Origin of the sequence: Streptomyces sp. CA-179760 (assembly GCF_050937045.1) — a bacterium.
Lineage (GTDB): Bacteria > Actinomycetota > Actinomycetes > Streptomycetales > Streptomycetaceae > Streptomyces.
On the sequence record NZ_JBNJLZ010000001.1, the window covers coordinates 4229097 to 4253542 of the forward strand.

The 24446-nt window shown below is 70.8% G+C and carries 25 protein-coding genes; 7 read left to right on the plus strand and 18 right to left on the minus strand.

Going from position 1 to position 24446, the window contains the following annotated elements; all coding sequences use genetic code 11:
- Positions 1-2: 2 nt before the first annotated feature.
- Positions 3-1118 (minus strand): ADP-ribosylglycohydrolase family protein, encoded by a 1116-nt coding sequence (locus tag ACQEV8_RS18835; protein WP_432961700.1) that lies wholly within the window; start codon positions 1116-1118, stop codon positions 3-5.
- Between the two features lie 160 nt (positions 1119-1278).
- On the opposite strand from ACQEV8_RS18835, the gene ACQEV8_RS18840 reads away from it, so the two are divergent.
- Positions 1279-1794: an N-acetyltransferase family protein gene (locus ACQEV8_RS18840; protein WP_432961702.1), complete on the plus strand. Its 516-nt coding sequence runs from the start codon at positions 1279-1281 to the stop codon at positions 1792-1794.
- A gap of 651 nt (positions 1795-2445) precedes the next feature.
- Here the strand turns inward: ACQEV8_RS18840 and ACQEV8_RS18845 are convergent.
- Both ACQEV8_RS18845 and ACQEV8_RS18850 read right to left on the minus strand, forming a co-directional pair.
- Positions 2446-2733, minus strand: coding sequence for a hypothetical protein (locus tag ACQEV8_RS18845; RefSeq protein ID WP_432961704.1), 288 nt, complete (start codon positions 2731-2733; stop codon positions 2446-2448).
- Positions 2734-3131: 398 nt separating this feature from the next.
- On the minus strand, positions 3132-3464 hold the full coding sequence (locus ACQEV8_RS18850) for a winged helix-turn-helix transcriptional regulator (protein ID WP_432961706.1): 333 nt from the start codon (positions 3462-3464) through the stop codon (positions 3132-3134).
- A 177-nt stretch (positions 3465-3641) separates the two neighbouring features.
- On the opposite strand from ACQEV8_RS18850, the gene ACQEV8_RS18855 reads away from it, so the two are divergent.
- Complete coding sequence (locus ACQEV8_RS18855) at positions 3642-4532, plus strand: NAD(P)-dependent oxidoreductase (protein WP_432961708.1); 891 nt, start codon at positions 3642-3644, stop codon at positions 4530-4532.
- Here ACQEV8_RS18855 and ACQEV8_RS18860 read toward each other — a convergent pair.
- From ACQEV8_RS18860 to ACQEV8_RS18870, 3 genes are all read right to left on the minus strand, one after another.
- Complete coding sequence (locus tag ACQEV8_RS18860; protein WP_432961710.1) at positions 4507-5676, minus strand: serine hydrolase domain-containing protein; 1170 nt, start codon at positions 5674-5676, stop codon at positions 4507-4509. The two genes, ACQEV8_RS18855 and ACQEV8_RS18860, sit on opposite strands and share 26 nt — an antisense overlap.
- 11 nt (positions 5677-5687) lie before the next feature.
- Complete coding sequence (locus ACQEV8_RS18865; RefSeq protein WP_432961712.1) at positions 5688-5843, minus strand: hypothetical protein; 156 nt, start codon at positions 5841-5843, stop codon at positions 5688-5690.
- 104 nt (positions 5844-5947) lie between these two features.
- The gene (locus tag ACQEV8_RS18870) at positions 5948-6148 is read right to left on the minus strand and encodes a hypothetical protein (protein WP_432961714.1); all 201 of its coding nucleotides are present in this window, start codon (positions 6146-6148) and stop codon (positions 5948-5950) included.
- On the opposite strand from ACQEV8_RS18870, the gene ACQEV8_RS18875 reads away from it, so the two are divergent.
- Positions 6147-6659, plus strand: a complete 513-nt coding sequence (locus ACQEV8_RS18875; RefSeq protein ID WP_432961716.1) for a DUF2165 domain-containing protein — start codon at positions 6147-6149, stop codon at positions 6657-6659. The two genes, ACQEV8_RS18870 and ACQEV8_RS18875, sit on opposite strands and share 2 nt — an antisense overlap.
- On the opposite strand, the gene ACQEV8_RS18880 is transcribed toward ACQEV8_RS18875, so the two are convergent.
- Together ACQEV8_RS18880 and ACQEV8_RS18885 are read right to left on the minus strand one after the other, a co-directional pair.
- On the minus strand, positions 6652-7212 hold the full coding sequence (locus ACQEV8_RS18880) for a hypothetical protein (protein ID WP_432961718.1): 561 nt from the start codon (positions 7210-7212) through the stop codon (positions 6652-6654). The two genes, ACQEV8_RS18875 and ACQEV8_RS18880, sit on opposite strands and share 8 nt — an antisense overlap.
- Positions 7213-7299: 87 nt before the next feature.
- Positions 7300-8283 carry a glycosyltransferase family 2 protein gene (locus tag ACQEV8_RS18885; protein ID WP_432961720.1) on the minus strand — a complete coding sequence of 328 codons (984 nt, stop codon included), beginning with the start codon at positions 8281-8283 and terminating at the stop codon, positions 7300-7302.
- A 96-nt stretch (positions 8284-8379) separates the two neighbouring features.
- Between ACQEV8_RS18885 and ACQEV8_RS18890 the strand changes: the two genes are divergently transcribed.
- Together ACQEV8_RS18890 and ACQEV8_RS18895 are read left to right on the plus strand one after the other, a co-directional pair.
- A complete protein-coding gene (locus tag ACQEV8_RS18890; RefSeq protein ID WP_432961722.1) occupies positions 8380-8850 on the plus strand; it encodes a GtrA family protein in 471 nt (156 codons plus the stop codon).
- Between the two features lie 48 nt (positions 8851-8898).
- The gene (locus tag ACQEV8_RS18895) at positions 8899-10335 is read left to right on the plus strand and encodes a hypothetical protein (protein ID WP_432961724.1); all 1437 of its coding nucleotides are present in this window, start codon (positions 8899-8901) and stop codon (positions 10333-10335) included.
- A 17-nt stretch (positions 10336-10352) separates the two neighbouring features.
- Here the strand turns inward: ACQEV8_RS18895 and ACQEV8_RS18900 are convergent, their stop codons facing one another.
- From ACQEV8_RS18900 to ACQEV8_RS18915, 4 genes are all read right to left on the minus strand, one after another.
- Positions 10353-12938 carry a bifunctional FO biosynthesis protein CofGH gene (locus ACQEV8_RS18900; RefSeq protein ID WP_432961726.1) on the minus strand — a complete coding sequence of 862 codons (2586 nt, stop codon included), beginning with the start codon at positions 12936-12938 and terminating at the stop codon, positions 10353-10355.
- A 43-nt stretch (positions 12939-12981) separates the two neighbouring features.
- The gene (locus tag ACQEV8_RS18905; protein WP_432961728.1) at positions 12982-13188 is read right to left on the minus strand and encodes a hypothetical protein; all 207 of its coding nucleotides are present in this window, start codon (positions 13186-13188) and stop codon (positions 12982-12984) included.
- Positions 13189-13312: 124 nt separating this feature from the next.
- Positions 13313-13771 carry an RICIN domain-containing protein gene (locus tag ACQEV8_RS18910; RefSeq protein WP_432961730.1) on the minus strand — a complete coding sequence of 153 codons (459 nt, stop codon included), beginning with the start codon at positions 13769-13771 and terminating at the stop codon, positions 13313-13315.
- Between the two features lie 126 nt (positions 13772-13897).
- Positions 13898-14743: an LLM class F420-dependent oxidoreductase gene (locus tag ACQEV8_RS18915; RefSeq protein ID WP_432961732.1), complete on the minus strand. Its 846-nt coding sequence runs from the start codon at positions 14741-14743 to the stop codon at positions 13898-13900.
- Positions 14744-14931: 188 nt separating this feature from the next.
- On the opposite strand from ACQEV8_RS18915, the gene ACQEV8_RS18920 reads away from it, so the two are divergent.
- Both ACQEV8_RS18920 and ACQEV8_RS18925 read left to right on the plus strand, forming a co-directional pair.
- Positions 14932-16449 carry a CehA/McbA family metallohydrolase gene (locus tag ACQEV8_RS18920; RefSeq protein ID WP_432961734.1) on the plus strand — a complete coding sequence of 506 codons (1518 nt, stop codon included), beginning with the start codon at positions 14932-14934 and terminating at the stop codon, positions 16447-16449.
- A gap of 48 nt (positions 16450-16497) precedes the next feature.
- Complete coding sequence (locus tag ACQEV8_RS18925; RefSeq protein WP_432961736.1) at positions 16498-16890, plus strand: nitroreductase/quinone reductase family protein; 393 nt, start codon at positions 16498-16500, stop codon at positions 16888-16890.
- Between the two features lie 6 nt (positions 16891-16896).
- Here ACQEV8_RS18925 and ACQEV8_RS18930 read toward each other — a convergent pair whose 3' ends face one another.
- The 6 genes from ACQEV8_RS18930 to ACQEV8_RS18955 all read right to left on the minus strand — a co-directional run bounded on the left by ACQEV8_RS18930 (position 16897) and on the right by ACQEV8_RS18955 (position 24412).
- Complete coding sequence (locus ACQEV8_RS18930) at positions 16897-18384, minus strand: aldehyde dehydrogenase family protein (protein WP_432961738.1); 1488 nt, start codon at positions 18382-18384, stop codon at positions 16897-16899.
- Positions 18381-20111 (minus strand): N-acyl-D-amino-acid deacylase family protein, encoded by a 1731-nt coding sequence (locus tag ACQEV8_RS18935; RefSeq protein WP_432961740.1) that lies wholly within the window; start codon positions 20109-20111, stop codon positions 18381-18383. The genes ACQEV8_RS18930 and ACQEV8_RS18935 overlap by 4 nt, the downstream gene beginning before the upstream one ends.
- Positions 20112-20226: 115 nt before the next feature.
- Positions 20227-21345, minus strand: coding sequence for an LLM class flavin-dependent oxidoreductase (locus ACQEV8_RS18940; protein ID WP_432961742.1), 1119 nt, complete (start codon positions 21343-21345; stop codon positions 20227-20229).
- Positions 21346-21462: 117 nt separating this feature from the next.
- Entirely contained in the window at positions 21463-22233 is a 771-nt protein-coding gene (locus tag ACQEV8_RS18945; RefSeq protein WP_432961744.1) for an SDR family NAD(P)-dependent oxidoreductase, read from the minus strand.
- Between the two features lie 8 nt (positions 22234-22241).
- Positions 22242-23144, minus strand: coding sequence for an LLM class F420-dependent oxidoreductase (locus ACQEV8_RS18950; protein WP_432961746.1), 903 nt, complete (start codon positions 23142-23144; stop codon positions 22242-22244).
- 14 nt (positions 23145-23158) lie between these two features.
- Positions 23159-24412, minus strand: coding sequence for an amidohydrolase family protein (locus tag ACQEV8_RS18955; RefSeq protein WP_432961748.1), 1254 nt, complete (start codon positions 24410-24412; stop codon positions 23159-23161).
- Positions 24413-24446 lie beyond the last annotated feature (34 nt).

Here is a 24446-nt window from a genome sequence, read left to right on the forward strand (position 1 = left end):
TGTCAGGCCCTCGGATAGCGGGCGAGCCACCCCGGCGACGACCCCCCGGGCCCGTGCAGGGCGGGCCCCTGGGTCATCTCCATGGCGAAGTCGTCGGCCAGCTCCAGGACGGTGGGACGGCCCTCCAGCTCGGCCAGCCAGGCCGGGGGGAGGGCCGTTTCCCCGTGCAGGGCGCCGAGCAGACCGCCGGTCAGCGCGCCGGTGGCGGCGGACGGGCCGTCGTGGTTGACGGCGAGGCACAGCCCGTGCCGGACGTCGGCGGCGACGAGGGCGCAGTACACGGCGGCGCCGACGAGGCTCTCCGCCGTACCGGCCCCGCACAGCTCGCTCACGCGCTCCGGGCCCGGCATGCCCTGTCGTACGGCGCCCAGCGCGTACTGGAGAGCGTCCGACACGGGCTGGTGCCCGGGCCGCGCGGCCAGCATCGCGAAGGCGCGCTGCACGGCACCGTCGAGGCTCTCGCCGAGGGCGAGGGCGTGCACGATCACGGCGTACGCGCCCGCCGCGAGCGAGGCCGTGGGGTGCCCGTGGGTCTGCGCCGCGCACTCGACGGCGAGCTGCGCGACGAGCTGCGGCTCCCAGCCCACGAGCAGCCCGAACGGGGCGGAGCGGGTGGCGGCCTCGGGCCCGGCCTCACCCGGGTTCTTGGGCGTGTCCGGGGTGCCCATGATGTCGTCGCCGAGCCCCAGCAGCAGGGCCTGATGGGGGTCCCGCCGCGCGTACAGCCACTCCTCCCGGGCGAGCCAGCCGTCGTCCTTGCGGCGCTCGTCGGGTCCCCAGTCCCGCTGGGTGGCGGCCCAGCGCAGATACGCCCGGTGCACATCGGTCGGCGGATGCCAGGCTCCGGTGTCGCGGCGCACCTGGGCCCGGATCAGTCCGTCCACGGAGAACAGGGTGAGCTGCGTGATGTGCGTGACAGCGCCGCGTCTGCCGTAGGCGGGGGCGAGATCGACCAGCCCCTCGGCCCCGTGCGCCTCCCTGATCCCGTCGATCCCCAGCCCGTCCACGGGCGTGCCCAGCGCGTCCCCCACGGCCACGCCGAGCAGCGTCCCGCGCACCCGGCTGCGGTAGTCCTGCTGCTCCGTACGGCCCCAGACGGCGCCGGCAGTCGCACCCACCTTGACCTCCCAGGGAACCGTCCATACGTACGACGCCCAGCACTGTAATCGAACGGGGACGGTGGGTTCTGCGGGCGGAACACCGCCTTCACGGCGGGCATACGAACCGTCGCTCTGAGCACTCGCCTCAGGCCTCGGACAGGCGTGCGAGGATCCCCGGGTGAACGATCTACGCGTCCGCCCGGCCACCGAGGCCGACCTGTCCACCCTCGTCCGCCTCCGCGACGACGCGGCCCGCTGGATGCTGGCCCGTGGCATCACCGGGCAGTGGCAGCCGGGAGAGCTCGACGAGTCCCACTTCCGCCGGGTCACGACCCGGGGCGAGGTCTGGCTCGCGGAGGCCGGCGGGCGGGTCGCCGGGGCCTGGGAACTGTGGTGGGAGGACGAGTCCGCCTGGGGTCCGCAGCCGCCCGTGGCCGGCTATGTGCACCGGCTCATGGTGGACCGGAGCGCCTCCGCGCCCGGGACGGGGCGGCTGCTGCTGGAGGCGGCGGAACACCGCGTGGCCGCGGCGGGCCGGACCCACGTACGCCTGGACTGCCTGGCGGGCAACACCCAGCTCACGGCCTACTACCGGAACGCCGGTTACCGCGTGGTCGGCCACAAGGAGGGCAAGCCGCAGCCGGGCGGGACACCCAAGTCGTTCACACTGCTGGAGAAGGAGCTCGGGCTGTAGTCACGGGCCCAATCGGTCCCCACCCTGCCTCTGCCTCTGCCTCTTCGGACTCCCGGATGCCGCGGATCTCGGCGATGGCATCGGAGGGGTCCTCTTCGCCCGCGTCCACGATCCGCTCCAGCTCCCGCAGTCGCTCGGCCCGCGCGGGGTGCCGTTCGATCGCGACGAAGACCGCCCAGGAGTGCACAAAGGCGCGCAGGGGGCGAGGGTCTGGGCCTGCTGTGCGTTGGTGGCGGCCTCGAAGAGATGCCGCGTGAGCGTAGGGAGCCGACTCGGAGCGATCCGCGCGACGGCATCACGCAGCGCGTCCGGGGTCAGCTGAGGCATGGGGGTCAGCGGGCCGTCATGACTCGACCCCGGCACGGCTAAGCCGCCTTCCGGCAATCTCGGCGGGGCCGGTCAGGGGCCGTCGTCCGAGGCTTGTTGTACGCGATCGTGCGAGTTACGACTCGCCCCGATTGAAGACGCTCCCTGGGACGCGCGAGGTAACCATGTGCCTCCAGCTCCCGCAGGGCCGCCGCGATCCGGATCTCGCCCTCCTGGAACTTGGCCGCCAGCGCCTGTTCACTCCTGCGGGTGAGCTGCGGGGGCGGTGGGGGTGGGTTGGTTCTTTTCCCGGTTCTTTGGTCTTTGGCGTCGCGAACCGCCGGGTCATGAGGGGCCGCGATCCGGCTCCTCGAAGTCGCGGAGCCGGGCACCGGCGTCCCGGGCCGAGGGCAGCTCCCTCCCCGCAGCGCCCGTCACGCCCAGGTCGCGGCGCATCGTCTCTCTCGTGACGGCTATGACGGACCAGACGGCGTGCTGCGCCTCGGCAGCCGCGCGCAGGGTTTCACCGGGTCGCGGGTTTCCCTGTTCCAGGCGCTTGACCTGACCGTAGACGTCGTTCAGGGCCCCGTTGACCTCACTCGCCGGGGCGACCACCGCGTCCGGCGCGATCATCAGTGCCTCGGACCAGCGGTCGCGGTAGGTGTCCTTGGCCGATTCCAGCGCCTGGATTTCCTCGTCGCCCGGCGTTGCGGTCCCGCATCACGTACAAATGGCGGCTGAGTGCCGTGCAGAACTGCCGTGCGTCGCGGTGCAGTTCCGAATAGCAGCGGCGCCGCAGCTCCCGGTCCTCCCGCGCTTCTTGGAGCGCCTGGGTCATCTTCAGCTACGCCGCTCGGCGCGCTCGGCTCCCTGCTGGGTGAGCAGCGCGCCCCCGAGCGTCCCCGCCACACCGGCCACGGCTATCAAGACCGCCCCCACGTCCATTCGATCACCCTAGATCGACCCGGCCCCACAAGTCGCCCTGCCGCACCACCAGTTCCGCCCGCACCCAGGCCCGTCCCTCCTTGCGGCTAGGGAATGGCCTCGATGCGCTCCATGTGCTCCTCGCCCCACTCGCCGAGCGGCGCGAGTGCGGTGTTGAGGGAGCTGCCGAACTCGGTCAGCGTGTACTCCACCTTGGGCGGGACCTGGTGGTAGACCTCGCGGTGCACCAGGCCACTGGCCTCCATCTCCCGGAGCTGGAGGATCAGAATCCTCTCGCTGATACCGGGCACCGCCCTCTTCAATTCCCCGAAACGCAGCGGACCTTCCTCACCGAGCGAAAACAGGATCAGCCCTTTCCACTTACCGCCCATGACGGTGATTGCGGCATCGAGCCCGCAGATGAAGGTCCGCTTGGCCATCAGCACTCCTTCTGACACTGACAAACTGACACTGACAAAAGTGTAAGTACCGAACAGAATTGTAGGTACTTGATCAAATGTACGTGGGCTCCCAGGATGGAACGAGAGCCGCGTCGGCCGCACTGATCGGCGATTCCGTGGCTGCTCGAACCATCCGACTGCTGACTGGAGTGACGTATGACCAGGGATGCCCCCACACCCGTGACCGTCGTCGGACTGGGCTCGATGGGCCGGGCACTGGCCGAGGCGTTCCTCGACGCCGGGCACCGGACGACGGTGTGGAACCGCACTCCGGCCAAGGCCGCACCGCTGGTGGCCAAGGGCGCCGGCCACGCCCGGACGGTGGAGGCCGCGATCGAGGCGAGCCCACTGATCATCACCTGCCTGACCACCTTCGAAGACACCCGCTCCGCCTTGGAGCCGGCCGCGGCGGCGTTGTCCGGGCGCGCGCTTGTCACGTTGAACAGCGGTTCACCCGCCGACGCCCGCGCCATGGCCGGCTGGGCGAGCAGCCATGGCGCCCGGTTTCTGGCCGGAGCGGTCAAGAACGTGCCTGCGGCCGTGGGAGCGCCGGACACACTGCTGTACTACGGCGGCGACAAGACAGTCTTCGACGATTACGAGACGACGCTGAAGGTACTGGGCGGCGATACCGTCCACCTCGGGGCCGAGACCGATCTCGCCGCCCTGTACGAGATGGCAGTGGGCGCCATGCTGCTACCTGCGCTCGTCGGGTTCTTCCAAGGGGCCGCGGTTGTCCAGACCCGTGAGCTGGAGGCGAGCAGCATGGTGCGGTTCGCCGGAAAGTGGCTGGACATGATCAAGTCCCTGCTCCCGATCTATGCCAAGGAGATCGACAGCGGTGACTACACCGATGCCGCCTCCTCCGTGAACCTCTTCCTCGCGGGCGCGGCCCACGAGGAAGACCTGGCCGAAGAGACGCATGTCGACACGGCTTGGCTCACTCCTCTGCACGACCTGGTGAAGCGGGCAGCAGAGGCGGGCCACGGCGACCACAGCATCTCGGCCCTGACCGAAGTACTCAGGAAGTCGGAACGGAAGGCGTGAGTGAACAAAGTGCCGTGTCGACCGCGGCGATGAGTGCCGTGGTGCTCGCGTCGGTGGTCGGGGCCTCGTTGATGACGAGGGTCACCTGGCGGCCGTCGGGGCCGACCGCTGCCAGGTTGTTGTGGCCGCCCCGCACGGAGCCGGTGTGACCGGTCCAACGGCCTCCGCAGGACAGGGGCGAGGTGATCAGACCGAGTCCGTAGCGGCCTTCCGGGCCCAGCCGGTCGGGATCGCCCGGCACCGTGTTCCGCATCTCGGCCAGCCGGGAACCGGAGAGCAGACGGCCGTTCAGCAGGGCCGCGAAGAACTTGTTCACGTCCCGGGGCGTGGAGATCAGTGCGCCTCCCACACCCCCCGCCGAGGTGTTCCACTCGGTGCCGTCCACGCGCACGGCCGTTCCGTCGCGCTCGGTCGTGAAGTAGCTGCGGGAGTGGCGGCCGCGGATGTGCTCGGAGGTGCCGGGCCAGTAGGTGTCGCGCAGTTTCAGCGGCTTGATGATCCGGCGTGAGATCTCCTTTTCGGCCGGGCGGCCCGTGACCTTTTCGATGACCAGGCCGGCCAGGATGTAGTTCGTGGTGGAGTAGTGCCACGGGCCTTTGGGGGGCGGCAGTCGCAAGGCTCGTTTCACCAGTTCTCGGGGTGTGAACTGGTGATGGCGCAGCCAGTCGATGTCGGCGTCGGCGAGCGAGTCGCCGTGGTCGGGCAGTCCGCTGGTCTGCTGGAGAAGTTCCCGCACGGTGATTCGGCGGCCGTCGTAGCCGTTGCCCTGGACGAGGCCGGGGAGATAGTGCTCCACGGACTTGTCGAGAGAGATGCGTCCCCGGTCCGCGAGCTGAAGGACCGTGGCAGCCGTGAACGTCTTGGTGATGCTGCCGATGCGGAGACGGTCCTCGGCGTTCATCGGCCGTCCGGTGCGAAGGTCGGCCTGGCCGGCGGCGTAGGTCCAACGGCCACACGTCGGATCCGCCACCTCGATCGCCGCTCCGGCGAGTTGGTGTCTTCCGGTGAGGTCGTCCAGTGCGTGCCGCAGCCCCTGAGGGGCGTCGCAGTGCCACTGGCCCGTAGGGCGAGGGGCGGCCTCGGCCGCGGGAACGGTGACACCGACACCGGCGAGAAGGGCCAGGAGTAAGACAGGGATCTTCATGGCCCGGGACGTTACAGAGAGGAGCGGGGATTCTCGCTCCGGCTGTCCTCCGTCTCAGGGGTGGACTCAGGTACACCCCCGTCTTCGCGTTCCTTCTTCAGGGCGAGTTCCTTCGCCAGCCTTTCCGAGTACAGCCTCATTTCCGCTTCTTTGCGCTCGTCGAACACCGGCGCCTCCTTTGAATGCAGGGGTGTTGAAGGCAAAATTACCGCACCGCAACCGATTACGTCACGGTCGAATTACGTCCACACACAAGTAATTCGCACGTTGTTCACCCTGCGAGGAACGGCCCCAGTACCGCGCGGTCGGTATCCGAAAGGCGGTCCAGGGCCCCGGAATCCAGTTCGCGGATCTGTTCCACATCGGATCGGGCCTCCTCCACGGTGCAGGCGGGATCGAGGGCGAGGACGTGGCCGAGGTCGGCCAGCCCCGGAAGCGTCGGCGACCACCGCTCGGGGACAATGATCGGCATGGCCACCTCCCCAACTTCACGCGGCACGCTGCCTCTTGCCGCCATGCTGCTCACCGCCACCATCGCCCTCTACATGACGCTCGTCGCCTTCGGGAACATCACCGACTTCGGCACCAACCAGCAGTTCGTCCGGCATGTGCTGGCCATGGACACCACGTTCAAGGACGAGGACCTGATGTGGCGGGCCATCACGAGCGAAACACTTCAGGACGCGGCCTACATCGCGATCATCGCGTGGGAGACCGTCGCCGCGTTCGTCCTCATAGCCGGGAGCTGGCTGTGGGCCAGACGTGATCAGCGGCGCGCCCGGCAGCTGTCGACGTACGGACTGCTGATGGTGATGCTGCTGTTCGGGGCCGGGTTCATCGGGATCGGCGGCGAGTGGTTCTCGATGTGGCAGTCCGAGAACTGGAACGGGCTGGACGCGGCGACCCGTGTCTTCCTGTTCAGCGGGGTCGTGCTGATCGTCAACCAGCTGTCGGACCGGGGGACGCAGACCCCCGCTACTTGACCACGGCCACGGTCGTACCGACCGTGCCGAACGCCCACAGTGCCGTGCCGTCCGCCTTCCGCATCCGGACCCCGCCCGTCTTCGCGCCGGAGGCGGCGGGCGGCGGCGAGGCGCCGTCGACCGCGTTGGAGAAGGCGACGGAGACGCCGTCCTTCGCGGCGAAGTACATGATGTGCTCGATCTGGACGCCGTCCGAGCCGGTCGTGCCCTCAGTGCGCGACGACACCGTGTACGAGCCGGGGTCGGGGCTGACCGTGCCCGGCCACACGGCGAACGTACGGCGGCTCCCCTCGCTCGCGTCGACCAGCCACACCCGCTTCTCGCCGAGGGAGTAGACGACGCGCCGGCCGGTGCCGGAGCCGTCGGGCACCCGGGTCGGGACGGACGCGGAGGGAGTGGGCCGCACGCCCGCCGACGCCGTGCTGCTCGGCTTGGCCGACGTGGCGGTGGGGTGCGGGCCCCGGTCCGCCTGCACGGCCAGGACCGTCACCGCGGCTATCGCTCCCACGGTCAGCCCGGTCGTCCAGGCCCACGAAGGAAGTCGGGCAGGCACGGGCACGCATCTCCTCAGTCACGGGACCCCGCACGGACATCGGGGTTCCGATCATCGTACTGCGCGCATGCCCCTCCCCCGGGGGCCTCAGGGTGTCTTGCGGACCGGTACCGGGCCGGTCCCGGCGCCATGGGCGGTGTGGAGCGGCGCGCGTGCGGGAGCCGGGTAGGAGAGGTGCACGAGGCGGGACTGCTCCTGCCGCATGTGCATGAGGGACTCGAGGATGTAGCCCACGAGCAGGACGAGGGCCGCGATGGTCATGATGGCGGCGGCGAGGATGGCCGTGGGGACGCGGGGCACCGTGCCCGTCTCGATGAAGTCGGCGATGACGGGGATACCGAGGATGACCGAGACCAGGGCCAGCACGCCCGCGATCACGGTGTGGACGAGCGATGGGCGCTCGCGTCGGGCCAGGTCGAGGATGACTCGCAGGATGCGCCAGCCGTCCCGGTAGGTGCGCAGTTTGCTCTCGCCGCCGGCGGGCCGGACCCGGTAGTCCACGACGACCTCCGCGGTGGGGAGGCGGAGGTGCAGGGCGTGGATCGTCATCTCGGTTTCCGTCTCGAACTCCCTCGCCAGCGCCGGGAACGACTTCACGAAGCGCCGCGAGAAGACCCGGTAGCCGCTGAGCATGTCGGTCACGTCGTTGCCGAACAGGGACCGCACGGCCCCGGTGAGCACCTTGTTGCCGACCGCGTGACCCGCCCGGTAGGCCCCGTCGGCCGTCACCCGGCGGGCGCCGACGACCTGGTCGTAGGGTCCCTCGAAGAGCAGGTCCACCAGGTCCCGGGCGCGAGCGGCGTCGTAGGTGTCGTCGCCGTCGACGATGAGCAGGGCATCGGCGTCGACGTCGGCGAAGGCGCGCCGGATGACATTGCCCTTGCCCTTGCGGGTCTCCTCCCGCACGATCGCGCCCGCCTCCCGGGCCACCTCCACCGTGCGGTCGGTGGAGGCGTTGTCGTACACGTAGACGACGGCCTCGGGGAGGGCCGCCCGCAGGTCGCGGACCACCTTGCCGATGGCCGCCTCCTCGTTGTGACACGGCACGACACACGCGATCGTCGGTTCCACGGCTGCTCCTCCCGGACCGTTGCCGAATATGACGAAAATCATGCGATATGGGCGGGTCTGGGTGGTGAGGGCGCGCCGGGTCGTTACGCTCACCGTGTGCCGGTCCTCGCATCTGCCGCGCTGCGTGCGCGTGACGCCGTCAAGGGCATCTGGCAGGAGGCCGCCAAGTTCGGGGTCGTCGGGGCGCTGGCCTTCGTCGTGGACAACGGCGGCTACAACCTGCTGGTCTTCGGCCTGCCCGGCGGCGCGGAGGGCGGGCCGATGCGGGCCTCCCCGGTGCAGGCGTCCGTCATCGCGACGACTGCGGCCGCGCTCTTCAGCTGGGTCGGGAACCGCTACTGGACCTACCGCGAACAGCACCGCGAGAAGGTGACCCACGAACTCGCCCTGTTCCTGGTGGCGAACGGGGTAGGGCTCGCCATCACCGCGGGCACGGTCTTCGCCTCCCGGGAGCTGCTCGGGCTCGACTCGGCGCTCAGCGACAACACGGCCCGCATCTTCGGCTGGGTGCTCGCGACCCTGTTCCGCTTCTACGCCTATCGGCGCTACGTCTTCGTCGCCCCCTGAGGTGCCGCCTGAGATGCCGCCGTCCGACGAACCGTTAGCATCCGACTTATGGGACAAACAGGACGAGTGTGGGGGCGTGAGCAGCGACGCCTCTGGGCGCTGGCCGCCGTCGCCGTGGTCTGCTGTCTGGCCACGATCCTCGTCTTCGCCCCCGGGTACCTGAGTCCCGACAGCCTCGACCAGCTCCGCCAGGCCGAGGGGAAGCTGCCCCTGACGGACTGGCATCCGCCCGTGCTGAGCCTGGTGTGGCGTGCGCTGATCGCCGTGACCGGCTCGATCGCCTCCATGCTCGTCCTGCAGTCCGTGCTCTTCTGGGGGGCGCTCTGGGTGCTGGCCTGGTGCGTCGGGGCTCTGACCGGGAGCCGTGCCGGTCCGTTCGCCGTGCTCGGGCTCGGGCTGACCCCTTTCGTGCTGACGTTCGTCGGGGTGGTGTGGAAGGACGTCCACGCCGCGTTCGCGCTGCTCGCCGCGTGCGCGGTCGCGTTCACCGGGCTGCGGCTGCGGGACCGGGACCTGCGCCGTCCCGCCCTGCGGTGGGTACTGCTCGGACTGGGCGTGCTGTTCCTCGCCTACGCCATGCTGGTGCGCAAGAACGCCTTCTTCGCCGCGATCCCCGTCTTCGTCCTGCTGGTCCTCGCGCTGTGGCGCGCTCCCGGACGCCGTACGTGGGTGACGTGCGCGGCGGCGCTCGTGGCCGCCCTGGTCGTGCCGGCCGCCGCCATCTCCCTCTTCGCCCGGCCCCTGGAGACGAAGCAGGGCGCGCAGATCATGCTCGACGACCTCGTCCACGTCCTGAGGGCGGACGAACTCCGGTCGGCGGACGTGTCACCCGACCTCAGGGACCGGCTGGTCGCCTCCGCCGAGGAGTGCCGACGGGTCGGCGCCCTGTCGGACTCCTACTGGGCCTGTTACGCCCGTCCGGCGGACGGGCTGCGCGGGGACTCGGGCGAGATCACGTCCCTGTGGCTGGACGAGATGAGCGGGCATGTGCCGCGGTACCTCCAGTACCGGCTGCGGCTCTTCGCGAGTCTGCTGTTCGACACGGGCTACGTCTCCAAGGCGGGCATCACCCGCAACGACCTGGGCGTCGAGGTGGCGCACCCCCGGCTGGAGGACATGCTCAGCACGTACGTGCGCGGCATGGCGAGGGACCTGCCGTGGCTGTTCCGCGGCTGGTTCTGGCTCGCCGTGGCGCTGGTGCTGGCCGTGCGGCCGGGCAAGGGCGTGTTCTCGATGCCGGTCCGGGCGCTGGGGATCAGCTCGGCGGCCTACATCCTCGGCTATCTGCCGATCATGCCCGCGACGGACTTCCGCTACATCTACTGGCCGGTGATCGCCTGCTCCCTGGGACTGGCCCTGCTGTGGCTGGGCCGGGGCGCGACGCCCCCGCCGCCGCCGAAGAGCCCCGGCGCCGCGGCCGACCGCGCCTTGACGGCGCAGCAGCCGGCGGACGCCGGGGCCGGTGAACCGGCCGGGGGCAGCTGACCGTCGGTCCAGTACCGTCAGTCCAGGACCGGCAGCAGCTCCGGCAGATGCCCGTCCGATGCCTGTGCCGCCCGCTGCCGCTCCTCGGAGACGTCCCCGTAGAGGGTGTTGCGGGGCTTCGACGGGCGGCCCGCGGCGTCGGCCACCTCGATGAGGTCCTTGACCGACTTGTACGAGCCGTACGACGAGCCCGCCATCCGGGAGATCGTCTCCTCCATCAGTGTGCCGCCGAGGTCGTTCGCCCCGGAGCGGAGCATCTCGGCGGCGCCCTCGGTACCGAGCTTCACCCAGCTGGTCTGGATGTTGGGGATGTACGGGTGCAGCAGCAGCCGGGCCATGGCCGTGACCGCGCGGTTGTCCCGCATGGTCGGGCCCGGGCGGGCGATCCCCGCCAGGTACACCGGCGCGTTGGTGTGCACGAACGGCAGCGTCACGAACTCGGTGAAGCCGCCCGTGCGCTGCTGGATGCCCGCGAGGGTGCGCAGGTGCCCGAGCCAGTGCCGGGGCTGGTCGACATGGCCGTACATCATCGTCGAGGACGAGCGGATGCCCAGCTCGTGGGCCGTCGACACGACCTCGATCCAGTCGGCGGCGGGCAGCTTGCCCTTGGTCAGGATCCAGCGGACCTCGTCGTCGAGGATCTCGGCGGCCGTGCCGGGGATGGTGTCCAGGCCCGCCTCCTTGGCGGCTGTCAGCCACTCGCGGATGGACATGCCGGTGCGGGTCGCGCCGTTGACGACCTCCATCGGCGAGAAGGCGTGCACATGCATGCCCGGGACGCGTTCCTTCACCGCCCGCGCGATGTCGAAGTACGCCGTACCGGGCAGGTCCGGGTGGATGCCGCCCTGCATGCACACCTCCACCGCGCCGACGTCCCAGGCCTGCTGGGCCCGGTCGGCGACCTGGTCCAGGGAGAGGGTGTAGGCGTCGGCGTCCGTGCGGCGCTGGGCGAAGGCGCAGAAGCGGCAGCCGGTGTAGCAGACGTTGGTGAAGTTGATGTTGCGGGTGACGATGTAGGTGACGTCGTCGCCGACGGCCGACTTGCGTACGTCGTCCGCGATGCGGGCGAGGGCGTCCAGCGCGGGGCCGTCCGCGTGCAGCAGCGCCAGCGCCTCGTCGTCGGTGAGCTTCGTGGGGTCGTCGGCGGCGGTGCGCAGGGCCCCGCGTACGTCGGTGTCGATGCGCTCGGGTGTCATGCCCGGGGCGGCGGCCTCGCGCAGGGCGCCCCAGTCGCCGTACACCTCGTCGAAGTCGTCCCGGCGGTCGGAGGTGCGGCCCTCGCTGTCGATCGTGGTGTGCAGGTCGGTGCGGCCCGACGCCGTGAAGACCTCCTCCGGCTCCTGCCACGGCAGGCCCCGCGGAAGGGCGTCGGGGCGGGCCAGACCGGTCTCCGGGTCGGCCAGCGCGGCCACGTGCGGGCGCAGCCGAGGGTCCAGCCACGGCTCGCCGCGCCGCACGAACTCCGGGTAGACGCAGAGCCGTTCCCGCAGCTCGAAGCCGGCGGCCCGGGACTTCTCGGCGAGCTGCTCGATCTGCGGCCAGGGGCGCTCGGGGTTGACGTGGTCGATGGTCAGCGGGGACACCCCGCCCCAGTCGTCGATACCGGCCCCGATCAGCCGCTCGTACTCGTCGTCGACGAGGTTGGGCGGGGCCTGGATGCAGCCCGACGGGCCCATGAGCAGCCGGGCGACGGCCACCGTGGCGACCAGTTCGTCCAGTTCCGCGTCCGGCATGCCGCGCATCGCGGTGTCCGGCTTGGCGCGGAAGTTCTGGATGATCAGCTCCTGGACGCCGTGGTACGCCCGGGTCACCTTGCGCAGCGCGAACAGCGACTCGGCGCGCTCCTCGTAGTTCTCCCCGATGCCTATGAGGACGCCCGAGGTGAAGGGCACGGAGGAACGCCCGGCGTCCTCCAGCACCCGCAGCCGCACGGCGGGCTCCTTGTCGGGAGAGCCGTGGTGGGGGCCGCCCGGCTCCGACCAGAGCCGGGTCGCGGTCGTCTCCAGCATCATGCCCATGCTGGGCGCCACCGGCTTCAGACGCTGGAAGTCGGTCCAGCTCATGACGCCCGGGTTGAGGTGGGGCAGCAGGCCCGTCTCCTCCAGGATCCGGATGGAGATGGCCCGTACGTAGGCGAGGGTGTCGTCGTAGCCGTGCGCGTCGAGCCACTCGCGCGCCTCGGGCCAGCGGTCCTCGGGCTTGTCGCCGAGGGTGATGAGGGCTTCCTTGCAGCCGAGGGCGGCGCCCTTGCGGGCGATGTCCAGGACCTCGTCCGGGGACATGAACATCCCGTGGCCCTCCCGGCGCAGCTTGCCGGGGACGGTGACGAAGGTGCAGTAGTGGCACTTGTCCCGGCACAGCCGGGTCAGCGGGATGAAGACGCTCTTCGAGTACGTGATGACACCGGGCCGGCCGGCCGCCTCCAGGCCCGCGTCCCGGACCCGGGCGGCCGAGGCCGACAGGTCCTCCAGCTGCCCGCCCCGGGCCTGGAGCAGCACCGCCGCCTCGGCGACATCGAGGGAGACGCCGTCCCTGGCCCGTTTCAGGGCGCGCCGCATGGAGTTCTCGGTGGGGCCCGTTCCGGAGGTCGCGGAAGTCGTCATCCTTCGAGCATACGAGTGCGCTGATCAACCCGGGTGAGCCCCGTCAGTGGAAGGCCAGCCAGCCTATGCCCAGAGCGGACGTGAGGCCCGCGGCGGTCACGGCGAGCGGTCTGTTGCGGTGCAGCGCGAACCAGACCAGCGCGGCGGTCACGAGTACGGCACCCGTGCCGATCGCGGCACGCAACAGCCCCTGGCTGTAGCCGTACGCGTTGAAATGCCGGACAAGCCAGACTAACCACGCGATTCTCATGACGCTCCCCCGTGGGCGACTCGAAACCGGGCGGGTCGCACCTGTCGGCCGCGATGGTCAGTCGCGCACCGGTGCTCCACCCGGTTTTCTCACCCGTAGCCTAATGATCGTTCCGGGACCGCGGCTAGGCGGCCCAGACGAGCCAGCGCTGGGAAGGGCCGCCGGTGCACAAGGCCGTGGAGACGCGGTCGTTCGCCCCGCGCGCGAGGCACTTGTGGTTGACGTTGTTCTGGATCAGCGCACCCCCGGGCGACTGCGTGTCGACGGACCACAGCGCGGCCTCGTCGGCGGCGGCACAGGGCTTCATGGTCAGCTCGCCGTTGCGCAGCGTGAGGCACAGCCTCGTGGCGACCTGGCGGAGCGCGGTGAGCCGGATCTCGTCGTTCCAGTGCCACTTCTGGTAGTCGGTGCCGTTGCAGTTGAAGACGTACGGGCCGTAGTCGGCCCGGAAGTCCAGGCACGCCCCTGCCGGCGCCTGGTTCTCGAAGGCGCTGGTCCTCGGTGCCGCGCTCGCCGGCGCACTGCTCAGGCCCAACGCGAGCCCGACGACCGCCCCCACGGCGGCCAGTCTGGTCAGAAACACGATTCCCCCTCCGGTCGGTGAGTTCCGCCCAGGGGCTACCCAGCCGCGACCTCGGTGAGGCCGGAGCGGCCACACCTGTACAGCTGTTCCACAAGCGGTGAACCCGCCTCCCTGGAAGGGGAGTTGTCAGAGGTACTCCTGGTACGCGTCCAGAGCCTTCAGCACCTCCCCCTCCCCCTCCGGAGGCAACTGCACCACGACCTCCTCGATGCCGAGGCCGGCGTAGTGGGCGAGCTTGCCCGGGGTGGGGTGGACGGCGTACGGGACGACCTGGAGGGCCTCGGGGTCGCGGCCCGCTTCGGTCCAGGCGGTGCGCAGCCGGGGCAGGGATTCGGAGAGGCCGCGGCCGCCGATGGGCAGCCAGCCGTCGGCGTACTCGCAGATGTGGGAGAACAGCTTGGGCCCGGCGGCCCCGCCGAGCAGGGTGCGCGGGCCCACGACCGGGCCGCGCGGCTTCCGCACGGGCTTGGGGTGCGCGTGACTGGCCCGGACAGAGCCGAACTCCCCCTCGTGCGCGACCGGCTCCTGAGACCACAGCGCCCGCATCAGCGCCATCCGGTCCCGGCCCAGCTCGCGCCGGGTGCGCCACCGCACGCCGTGGTCGGCGGCCTCCTCGACGTTCCAGCCGAAGCCGACCCCGAGGGTGAACCGGCCGCCGGAGAGGTGGTCCAGGGTCGCGACCTGCTTGGCCAGGTCGATCGGATCGTGCTGGGCGACGAGCGTGATGCCCGTGCCGAGCCCGAGCCGCTCGGTGACGGCGGCCGCCTGGGCGAGCGCCACGAACGGGTCGAGGGTACGGCCGTACTCGCGCGGCAGCTCGCCGCCCGCCGGGTACGGAGTGGTCCGCTCGACGGGGATGTGCGTGTGCTCGGGCAGATACAGCCCGGCGAAACCGCGGCCCTCCAGCTCCCGGGCGAGCCGGGTCGGGGTGATCGTCTCGTCGGTGAGGAAGATCGTTACGGCGATGCGCATGACGTATCTGTACCCGAGGGACGGTCAGGTGTCGATACCGACTGGTCGGCATTTATCGGGTGCCGTTCCGGCGAAAGCCGCCGATCCCCTTCCCGTGCCCGGGAGTTCACGGCTGAATACAAGGATTGCACGGCATCACCCCCGCACCACCCATGCCACGTCACCGACGACACCTTGGGAGCAGCAGCATGTGCGAGGACCACCAGGAGGACGGCCACGGCGGGCTCGGCCGGCGCGCCCTGTTCGTGACCGGAGCGGCCGCCGCGCTTACCTTGGGAAGCGTGAGCTTCGCCGCAGCCGCCGAGGGCGGTCAGGAGAGCAGAACGGTACGGGGCACCCTGCCGCCCGGCTCGCCCGACTTCGTGTACGTGCCCGTCGAGGTCCCGGCCGGGGTCCGGGAGATCAAGGTCGCCTACACCTACGACCGGCCGTCCGTCCCAACCGGCACGACCGGCAACGCCCTCGACATCGGCATCTTCGACGACCGGGGCACCGATCTCGGCGGCCGGGGCTTCCGGGGCTGGTCGGGCGGGGCCCGCACCGAGTTCTTCCTCCGCGCGGACGACGCGACTCCCGGCTACCTCCCGGGCCCGGTGCGCGAGGGCACCTGGAACATCGCGCTCGGCCCGTACACGGTCGCCCCGCAGGGCCTGTCGTACGAGATCACGATCACGCTGACCTACGGCGAGCCGGGCGAGGCCGTGGAGCCGGTGTATCCGCCCGAGCGGGCCAAGGGGCGGGGGCGTGCCTGGTACCGGGGTGACTGCCATCTGCACTCCTGGTACTCCGACGGCCGCCGCACCCCCGCCGAGATCGGGGCCCTGGCACGGGCGGCGGGGCTGGACTTCATCAACTCCTCCGAGCACAACACGCACTCGGCGCACGCGCACTGGGCGGACGTGGCCGGGGACGACCTGCTGGTCATGCTGGGCGAGGAGATCACCACCCGGAACGGGCACGTGGTGGCGCTCGGCACCGACCCGGGCACCTTCGTCGACTGGCGCTACCGTGCCCGCGACAACCGCTTCGGCCGGTTCGCCCGCCAGATCCGCCGCGCCGGCGGCCTGGTCGTCCCGGCCCATCCGCACGCCACCTGCGTCGGCTGCAACTGGAAGTTCGGTTTCGGCGAGGCGGACGCGGTCGAGGTGTGGAACGGCCCCTACACGCCCGACGACGAGGTGACGCTGGCCGACTGGGACAGCATGCTCGTGGCGTCCGTACGGGACGGGCGTGACTGGATTCCAGCGATGGGCAGCAGCGACGCCCACCGCGACCCGGACGCCGTCGGCAGCCCCCAGACGGTCGTCCTGGCCGACGACCTGACCCGCCGGGCCATCCAGGAGGGCATCCGGGCCGGGCGGTCGTACATCGCCGAGTCCGCGAGGCTCGCGCTGTCGTTCACCGTGTCAGGGGGGCGGGGAGAACACGCGGGCATCGGAGGGCGGTTGCGGGTGGACCGCGACACCCCGGTCACCGTCCGCCTGGACGTCACCGGCGCCCCGCGCTGCACCGTCCGCTTCGTCACCGACCAGGGCGTCCTGCACACGAGCGCGCCACTGCCGGTGGCCGGGGCGGGGGTGGTGGAGTGGCGTACGACGCCCTCCTACGCGGCGTACGTACGGGCCGAGGTACGGCACGAGGCGGCGGCGGGGCCGCTGCCGGGGGCGTTGGCGGGGTTCACGAACCCGATTTTCCTGGGGCGGTGATCAGATGTACTCCCTGCCCGCCATCATGTGCGAAGGAGTCCGCTGACGATGCCCCGCCTCGCCGACGTCAGGTTCCGCGCCGCCACCGCCTTCCAGCGCCGCGTCAATCCACTCCTGCGCCGTCTGCCCCTCCAGACGGTCATCGAGACGAAGGGCCGCGTGTCCGGGCTGCCCCGGCAGACGCCGGTGGGCGGGCGGCGCGTCGGGGACTGCTTCTGGCTGGTGTCGGAGTTCGGTGAGCGGTCGCAGTACGTCCGGAACATCAAGGCCGATCCGCGGGTGCGGGTGCGGATCCGGGGGCGGTGGCACACGGGGACCGCCCGGCTGGTGCCGGACGACGACCCGGTGGCGCGGCTGCGGCGGCTGCCCCGACTCAACGGGCTGGGGGTGCGGGCGTTCGGGACGGATCTGCTGACCGTGCGGGTGGATCTGGACGGCTGAGAGGCCTCAGCCCGGCCACACGATCGCCTGCACCTCGCTGTAGGCGTGCAGGGCGTACGAGCCGACGTCCCTGCCGACCCCGCTCTTCTTGAACCCGCCGAAGGGGGCCTCCATGTTGCGGCCGACGGTGTTCACGCCGACACCGCCGGCCCGCAGCCGCCGCGCCACCCGGAAGGCGCGGGCCACGTCCCCCGACCAGACGTAGTCGATGAGGCCGTAGTCGGTGTCGTTGGCCAGTTCCACACCCTCCTCCTCGTCGTCGAAGGGGATGACGGTCACGACAGGGCCGAAGATCTCCTCGCGTGCCACGCGCATGTCGTTGGTGCAGTCGGCGAGGACGGTCGGGGCGATGTAGAAGCCCGGTGTGAGGGCCGGGCGTTCGCCGCCCGTGACGACCACCGCGCCTTCCTTGCGGCCCAGTTCGACGTACGACTCGACGCGGTCCCGGTGCGCCGCCGAGATCACCGGCCCCACCACCGTGTCCCGCTCCCTCGGGTCGCCGACCTTCAACCGGCCCGCGTACCCGGCCAGTTGCCCGACGAGGCGGTCGTACACGCCGCGCTGTGCCAGCACCCGCGTCGGCGCCGTGCAGATCTGGCCGCTGTAGAAGGAGAAGGTGGTCCCGATCCCGGCCACGGCCGAGCCGAGGTCCGCGTCGTCGAAGACGACCGCCGCGCCCTTGCCGCCCAGTTCCATCAACTGCCGTTTCATACCGCGCCCGCACACCTCGGCGATGCGCTGCCCGACCGCCGTCGACCCGGTGAAGCTGACCATGTCGACGTCCGGCGACTCCACGGCCGCCTCACCGACCTCGGTACGTGATCCACTGACCACGTTCACCACGCCCGGCGGCACGCCCGCCGCTTCCAGTGCCTCCGCCATCCGGTAGACCGACAGCGGGTCCTGCGGGGCGGGCTTCACCACCACCGTGTTGCCCATGGCCAGGGCCGGGGCGACCTTCCCGGCCGCGTTGGCCCAGGGGTTGTTGTACGAGGTGACGCAGGTGACGACTCCGACGGGCTGCCGGACGGCCAGCGCGCCCATGACCGCCGCCCTGCCCATGGGTCCCGCCTCGTTGATCTGCGGCGGGATCGCCCACTCGGCGGGCTCCACGCGCGCGTAGCGGCGGAAGCGGGCGGCGGCGACCCCGACCTGCATGGCGCGTGCGGTGGCCGTGGTCGCGCCGGTCTCCGCCCGGGCCAGCTCCGCGTACTCCCCGATACGGCCGGCGATGATCCCCGCCGCCCTGCCGAGGACCGCCGCCCGTTCCTCCGGCGAGGTCCGTGACCACGGCCCGAAGGCCTCACGGGCCGCGGCACAAGCCGCGAGCACCTGGTCCCGCGAGGCCTCCGGCGCCCAACCGACGGTCTCCTCGGTCGCCGGGTCGATCACCGCGTAGTGCCCGCCGTCCGGCTCCGCCCAGGAACCGCCGGCGAACAGCGCCTGGCGTTCCCTTGCCTCTGCCGTCCCCGGTGCCGTCACCCGTGCCGTCACCTGGTGCTCACCGTCTCCGTGTCCCGCCCCGAGCGCAGCACGCGCCCCGGTACGGCACCGGTCACCACGTCGTCCCGGATCGCCTCGACGCCGTTGACCCACACGGCCCGTACGCCGAGCGCCCGGGAGTCCAGCCGCGGGCTGTCACCCGGCAGGTCGTGCACCAGGGTGGCCGGGCCCGCGTCGATCCGCTCCGGGTCGAACAGGACGAGGTCAGCGTGCCAGCCCTCCCGCACCTGCCCCCGCTCCCGCAGGCCGAAGAGCCGGGCCGGGTCGTCGGTCAGCATCCGTACGGCCTGCTCCAGACCGACCAGCTCCCGGCCCCGCAGACAGTCCCCGAGGAACCGGGTCGTGTACGGCGCCCCGCACATCCGGTCCAGATGGGCGCCCGCGTCGGACCCGCCGAGCAGCACGTCCTCGTGCTGCCAGGTCTGAGCCCGCAGCGCCCAGGACGCCGGGTCGTTGTCGGTCGGCATCGGCCACAGCACCGTACGCAGTTCGTCGGCGGCGCAGATCTCCACCAGGCACTCGAAGGGCTCCTGGCCGCGCTCCTCGGCGATGTCCTTCACCACGCGCCCCCTCAGCCCGTCGTTCGCGTCGCTGTAGGTGTCGCCGATGACGTACCGCCCGAAGTTCGAGAGCCGCCGGAAGACGCCCGCCTCCTTGGACGTGGCCCGGCGCACCAACTCCGCCCGCACGGCCGGATCGCGCAGCTTCCCGATCCGCTCCGGCACGGGCAGCGCGAGCACCGGCCCCCACCCGGGGATGAGATTGAGCGCGCAGAACGTACCCAGCGACATGTTCATCGGCGTGAGGATCGGCATGGTCAGTGCCACGACCCGGCCGCCCGCCTTCCGCGCCTGCTCGCTCGCGAGGAGCTGCCGGGGCACACGCTCGGGAACGGAGGCGTCGACCGTCAGCACGTTCCAGTTCAGCGGTCGCCCCGCCGCCGCGCTCATCTCCACGAACAGATCGATCTCAGCGTCGCTGAACTGATCCAGACAGCCCGCGACGATCGCCTCGATCTGCGTCCCCTCGTGCTCACCGACGGCCCGCGACAGTGCCAGCAGTTCCCGCGGTTTCGCGTGCCGGGAGGCGACCGGCTGCCCGTCGCCGTCCGAGTGGCTGCTCGACTGCGTGGTGGACAGTCCCCAGGCGCCGGCGTCCATGGCCTCGCGCAGCAACCGCACCATGTCGGCGAGCTGCCCCTCGCTCGGCTGACCGCCCACCGCCTCCGGCCCCATCACATACCGCCGCAGCGCACAGTGCCCCACCATGAACCCGGCGTTCACGGCGATCCGCCCCTCCAGGGCGTCCAGATACTCCCCGAACGAATGCCAGCTCCACGGCGCCCCCTCCTCCAGCGCCACCAGCGCCATGCCCTCGACCTTCGACATCATGCGGCGCGTGTAGTCGGCGTCCTCGGGCCGCTCCGGGTTCAGCGGCGCGAGCGTGAATCCGCAGTTGCCGCCCGCGACGGTGGTGACGCCGTGGTTGAGGGAGGGGGTGGCGTACGGGTCCCAGAAGAGCTGTGCGTCGTAGTGGGTGTGGGGGTCGACGAAGCCGGGCGCGAGGACGAGGCCGTGCGCGTCCTCGCTGGTGCGCGCTTCCTGGGTGACCTCACCGATGACGGCGATACGCCCGTCCTTGATGCCCACGTCGGCGGTAACGGCGGGCGCGCCGGTCCCGTCCACGACGGTCGCGCCCTTGATGACGTGATCGAGCATGAGCACTCAACTCCCTGAGCGAAATGTCCCTCTTAGGGGCGCGGGGCTGTGTCGATGTGCGGCTCGGCCGCGGGGGCGCGACCAGCCCCCACGAACCCGCACCCGCCAACGACGCTCAAACCCCCTGCCGGAACCGCGAAGTCCGATGCACAGGATCCGTATCGATCTTCGGAATCACGTACTCCCCGACCAGCCGGATCGTCTGCAACGTCTCCTCCTTCGGCACCCCCACCGGCAACCCGAAACTCAGCTGATCCGCCCCGGCCCGCTCCCACCGCTCACACTGCCGCAGCACCTCGTCGGGATCCCCGCAGATCAGCAGCTCCTCCTCGATGAGCGCCTCCACGAGCTCCTCGGTGTACTCGGGCAGCGTCTCGGGCCACACCGGGAACCCCTCGGGCCGGGGAAACGTGTCGTGGTAGCGGAACACCAGCGAGGGCAGGTAGTGGAGCCCCCCACTCGCCGCGATCCGCACGGCCTCCGCATGGGTCGGCGCGCAGATCGCCGTGGTCGTCACCATCACGTTGTCGTTGACGAAGTCCCCGACCGGCTCCGCGTCCACGATCGCCGTCTTGTACTGCTCCAGCACCCACTCCATGTCGGAGACCTTCTGCACGCTGAAGCCGAGCACGCCGAGCCCCTTCTTCGCGGCCATGGCGTACGACGGCGGCGACCCGGCCGCGTACCACATGGCCGGGTGGGACTTCCCGTACGGCTTCGGCAGGATCTTCCTCGGCGGCAGCGACCAGTGCTTGCCCTGGAAGCCGGCGTACTCGTCCTGGAGCCACATCTTGGGGAACTCGGCGATGGTCTCTTCCCAGAGTTCCTTGGTGTGGTTCATGTCGGTGATCCCCGGCAGGAACCCGAGGATCTCGTGCGATCCGGCCCCCCGCCCGCTGCCGAACTCGAACCGCCCCTCGCTGAGATGGTCGAGCATGGCGACCTTCTCGGCGACCTTCACCGGGTGGTTGACCGGCGCGAGCGGGTTGAAGATCCCCGAGCCCAGATGGATGCGCTCGGTCGCGTGCGCCAGGTATCCGAGGAAGACGTCGTTGGCGGAGAGGTGCGAGTACTCCTCCAGGAAGTGGTGCTCGGAGGCCCAGGCGTACTTGAAGCCCGACGTGTCCGCCTGGATGACGTACTCGGTCTCCTCCATCAGCGCCTTGTGCTCCGCGAGCGGGTCGGTCTCGGCCCGTTTGCCGACGTATCCCTGTACGAAGATGCCGAATTCCAAGGAGGTTCACCGCCCTTGTACCGGTTCCGGTTATCTGACGATCCGTCAGATGAATGACTCCGACTGTTCCACCCGCCCCGGGAGCGTCAATAGCTGATGGAGCGTCAGATAGTGGCGTCAGATGATCGTGACCCCGGCCAGCCAGCCGCCGTCGATCACGAACGGCTGCCCCGTGATGTACGACGAGTCCTCCGAGGTCAGGAACAGAGCGAGCCTGGCCACCTCCTCCGGCTGCCCGACCCGCCCCAGCGGCACGAGCTTGCGGTAGAGCCGGTCGACCCCCTTCGCCGTCTCCTTCAGATCGGCGTCCGGGTCCAGCCGGGCCGGGTTGGACATCGCCGTGTCGATGGCGCCCGGGCATACGGCGTTGACCCGTATCCCCCGCCCCGCAAGCTCCAGCGCGGCGACCCGGGTCAGCCCGACCACGGCGTGCTTGCTCGCCGCGTACGCGCCCACCCCGGCCATTCCGGTCAGGCCGGTGTAGGAGGAGGTGTTGACGATCGTGCCCCCGTCGGCCATCTCCGGGGCGACCGCCCTGATGCCGAGGAAGCAGCCCACCTGGTTGACCTGGACGACCTGCATGAACTCGTCGAGGGGTGTGTCGAGGAGGGAGTCGAAGCGCAGGATGCCGGCGTTGTTGACGAGCCCGTCGACATGACCGTAGGTGTCCTTGGCGGCGGCGACGGCGGTCTGCCAGTCGTCCTCCCGGCCCACGTCGAGATGGACGTACCGGGCGCCGATCTCCTTGGCGAGGGCCTCGCCCTGGTCGTCCAGTACATCGGCGACGACCACGCGCGCTCCCTCGGCGGCGAACAGCCGGGCCTCCTGCTCGCCCTGGCCGCGCGCGGCGCCGGTGACGATGACGACCCGTCCGTCGAGCTTGCCCATGGCTCTCCTCACAGGTGGGGGGCGACCTCGGCGCCGAACGCCGCGATCTGGTCGGTGAGTTCGGTGCGGCTCCGGCTGCGGAACCGCACCTGGATCTGGTGCACGCCCATCGCCCGGTAGGCACGCAGCGACTCGGCGAGCTCCTCCGAGCCCCCGGTGAGGGTCCTGCGGCCCACGTCCCAGCGGGGCGAGCCCACGTACAGCGGCTCGGTGATGGCGCCTACAGTGAATCCGCCCTGGACGTCGGCCTGTTCGCGCAGCTCCCGGATCCGTGCGATCTGGCCGGGCAGGCGATCCCTCGGGTCCCCCTGCGGCAGCCAGCCGTCGCCCTTGAGCGCGGCCCGTCGTACGGCGGCGGGCGAGGACCCCCCGACCCACAGGGGGACGCGGTCCTGCGCAGGCCGGGGCCTCTGCCCGAGTCCCTCGAAGTCGTACAGCTTGCCGTGGTGCTCGGGGAACTCCTCCGGTCCGAGGGCGGCGCGCAGGGCGTCCAGGCACTCGTCGAGCACGGCCCCGCGCTGCCGGAAGTCCACGCCCAAAGCCTCGAACTCCTCCTGGACGTGTCCGGCGCCGACCCCCAGGACCAGCCGGCCTCCGCTGAGGTGGTCGAGGGTGGCGTACTGCTTGGCGGTGAGCAGGGGGTGCCGCAGTCCGACGATCGCGACATGGCTGAGCAGCCGGACGCGTTCGGTGGCGGCGGCGAGGAAGGAGAGCGTGGCGACGGGGTCGTACCAGACGGTGCTCATCGCGGCGGCGAGCCTGCGCGGGATGCCGACGTGGTCGCAGCTCGCGAGGTAGGCGAAGCCGGCCCCGTCAGCGGCGCGGGCGATCTCCAGCAGGTCCTCCGGTCCGGCCTCCGCCTCCCAGCCCTCCGCGTAGAGGGTGCTCTGGGACTGGACGGGAAGCTGCATCCCGTACCGCAGGCTCACCGCGCACCACCGCCGCCGCCCGGGCCCGGCCACAGACCCTCGTCGGTGAGTCCGAGCAGCTCGATGGCGTTCCCCCGTACGATCCGCTCCACCACGTCCGGCTCCAGATGCCCCATCTGCGCCTCGCCGACCTCACGGGACTTGGGCCAGGTGCTGTCGGAGTGCGGGTAGTCGGTCTCGTAGAGCACGTTGCCGACGCCGATGGAGTCGAGGTTGCGCAGCCCGAAGGCGTCGTCGAAGAAGCAGCCGTAGACGTGCTCGGCGAACAGCTCCGACGGCGGCCGGTGCACCTTGTCGGCGACGCCGCCCCAGGCCCGGTTCTCCTCCCACACCACGTCGGCCCGTTCCAGGATGTAGGGGATCCAGCCGATCTGCCCCTCGGCGTACATGACCTTGAGGCCGGGGAACCGCTCGAACTTGCCGCTCATCAGCCAGTCGACCATCGAGAAGCAGCAGTTGGCGTAGGTGATGGTGGAGCCGACGGCGGGCGGGGCGTCGGCGGAAGTGGAGGGCATACGGCTGGAGGAGCCGATGTGCATGGCGATGACCGTGCCGGTCTCGGCGCACGCGGCGAGGAAGGGGTCCCAGGCGTCGGTGTGGATGGAGGGCAGCCCGAGATGCGGCGGTATCTCGGAGAAGGCGACGGCGCGGGCCCCGCGGGCCGCGTTGCGCCGGACCTCGGCCGCCGCGAGCTCGGCGTCCCAGAGAGGGATGAGAGGGAGCGGGATGAGCCTCCCCCGCGCCTCGGGCCCACACCACTCCTCCAGCATCCAGTCGTTGTAGGCGCGGACGCAGAGCAGGCCCAGTTCGTGGTCCTTGGCCTCGGTGAAGGTCTGGCCGCAGAAGCGCGGGAAGGTCGGGAAGCACAGGGCGGACTGGACGTGGTTGACGTCCATGTCGGCGAGGCGGGCCGGGACGTCGTAGGAACCGGGCCTCATCTGCTCGTACGTGATGACTTCGAGGCGTATCTCGTCCCTGTCGTACCCCACGGCGGTGTCGAGGCGGGTCAGGGGCCGATGGAGGTCCTCGTAGACCCACCAGTCCCCGACCGGACCGTCGTCGCCGGGACGCCCCATCACGGGCTTGAAGCGCCCGCCGAGGAAGGTCATCTCCTTCAGCGGCGCACGGACGACTCGGGGCCCGGCACCCCGGTACTTCTCCGGAAGCCGGTCCTGCCAGACGGTCGCGGGCTCCACGGTGTGGTCGTCCACGGAGATGATCAGCGGAAACGAGCTGTCGTGGGTGTCCATGGCGCTCACGGTAGCGCTGATCTGACGGGTCGTC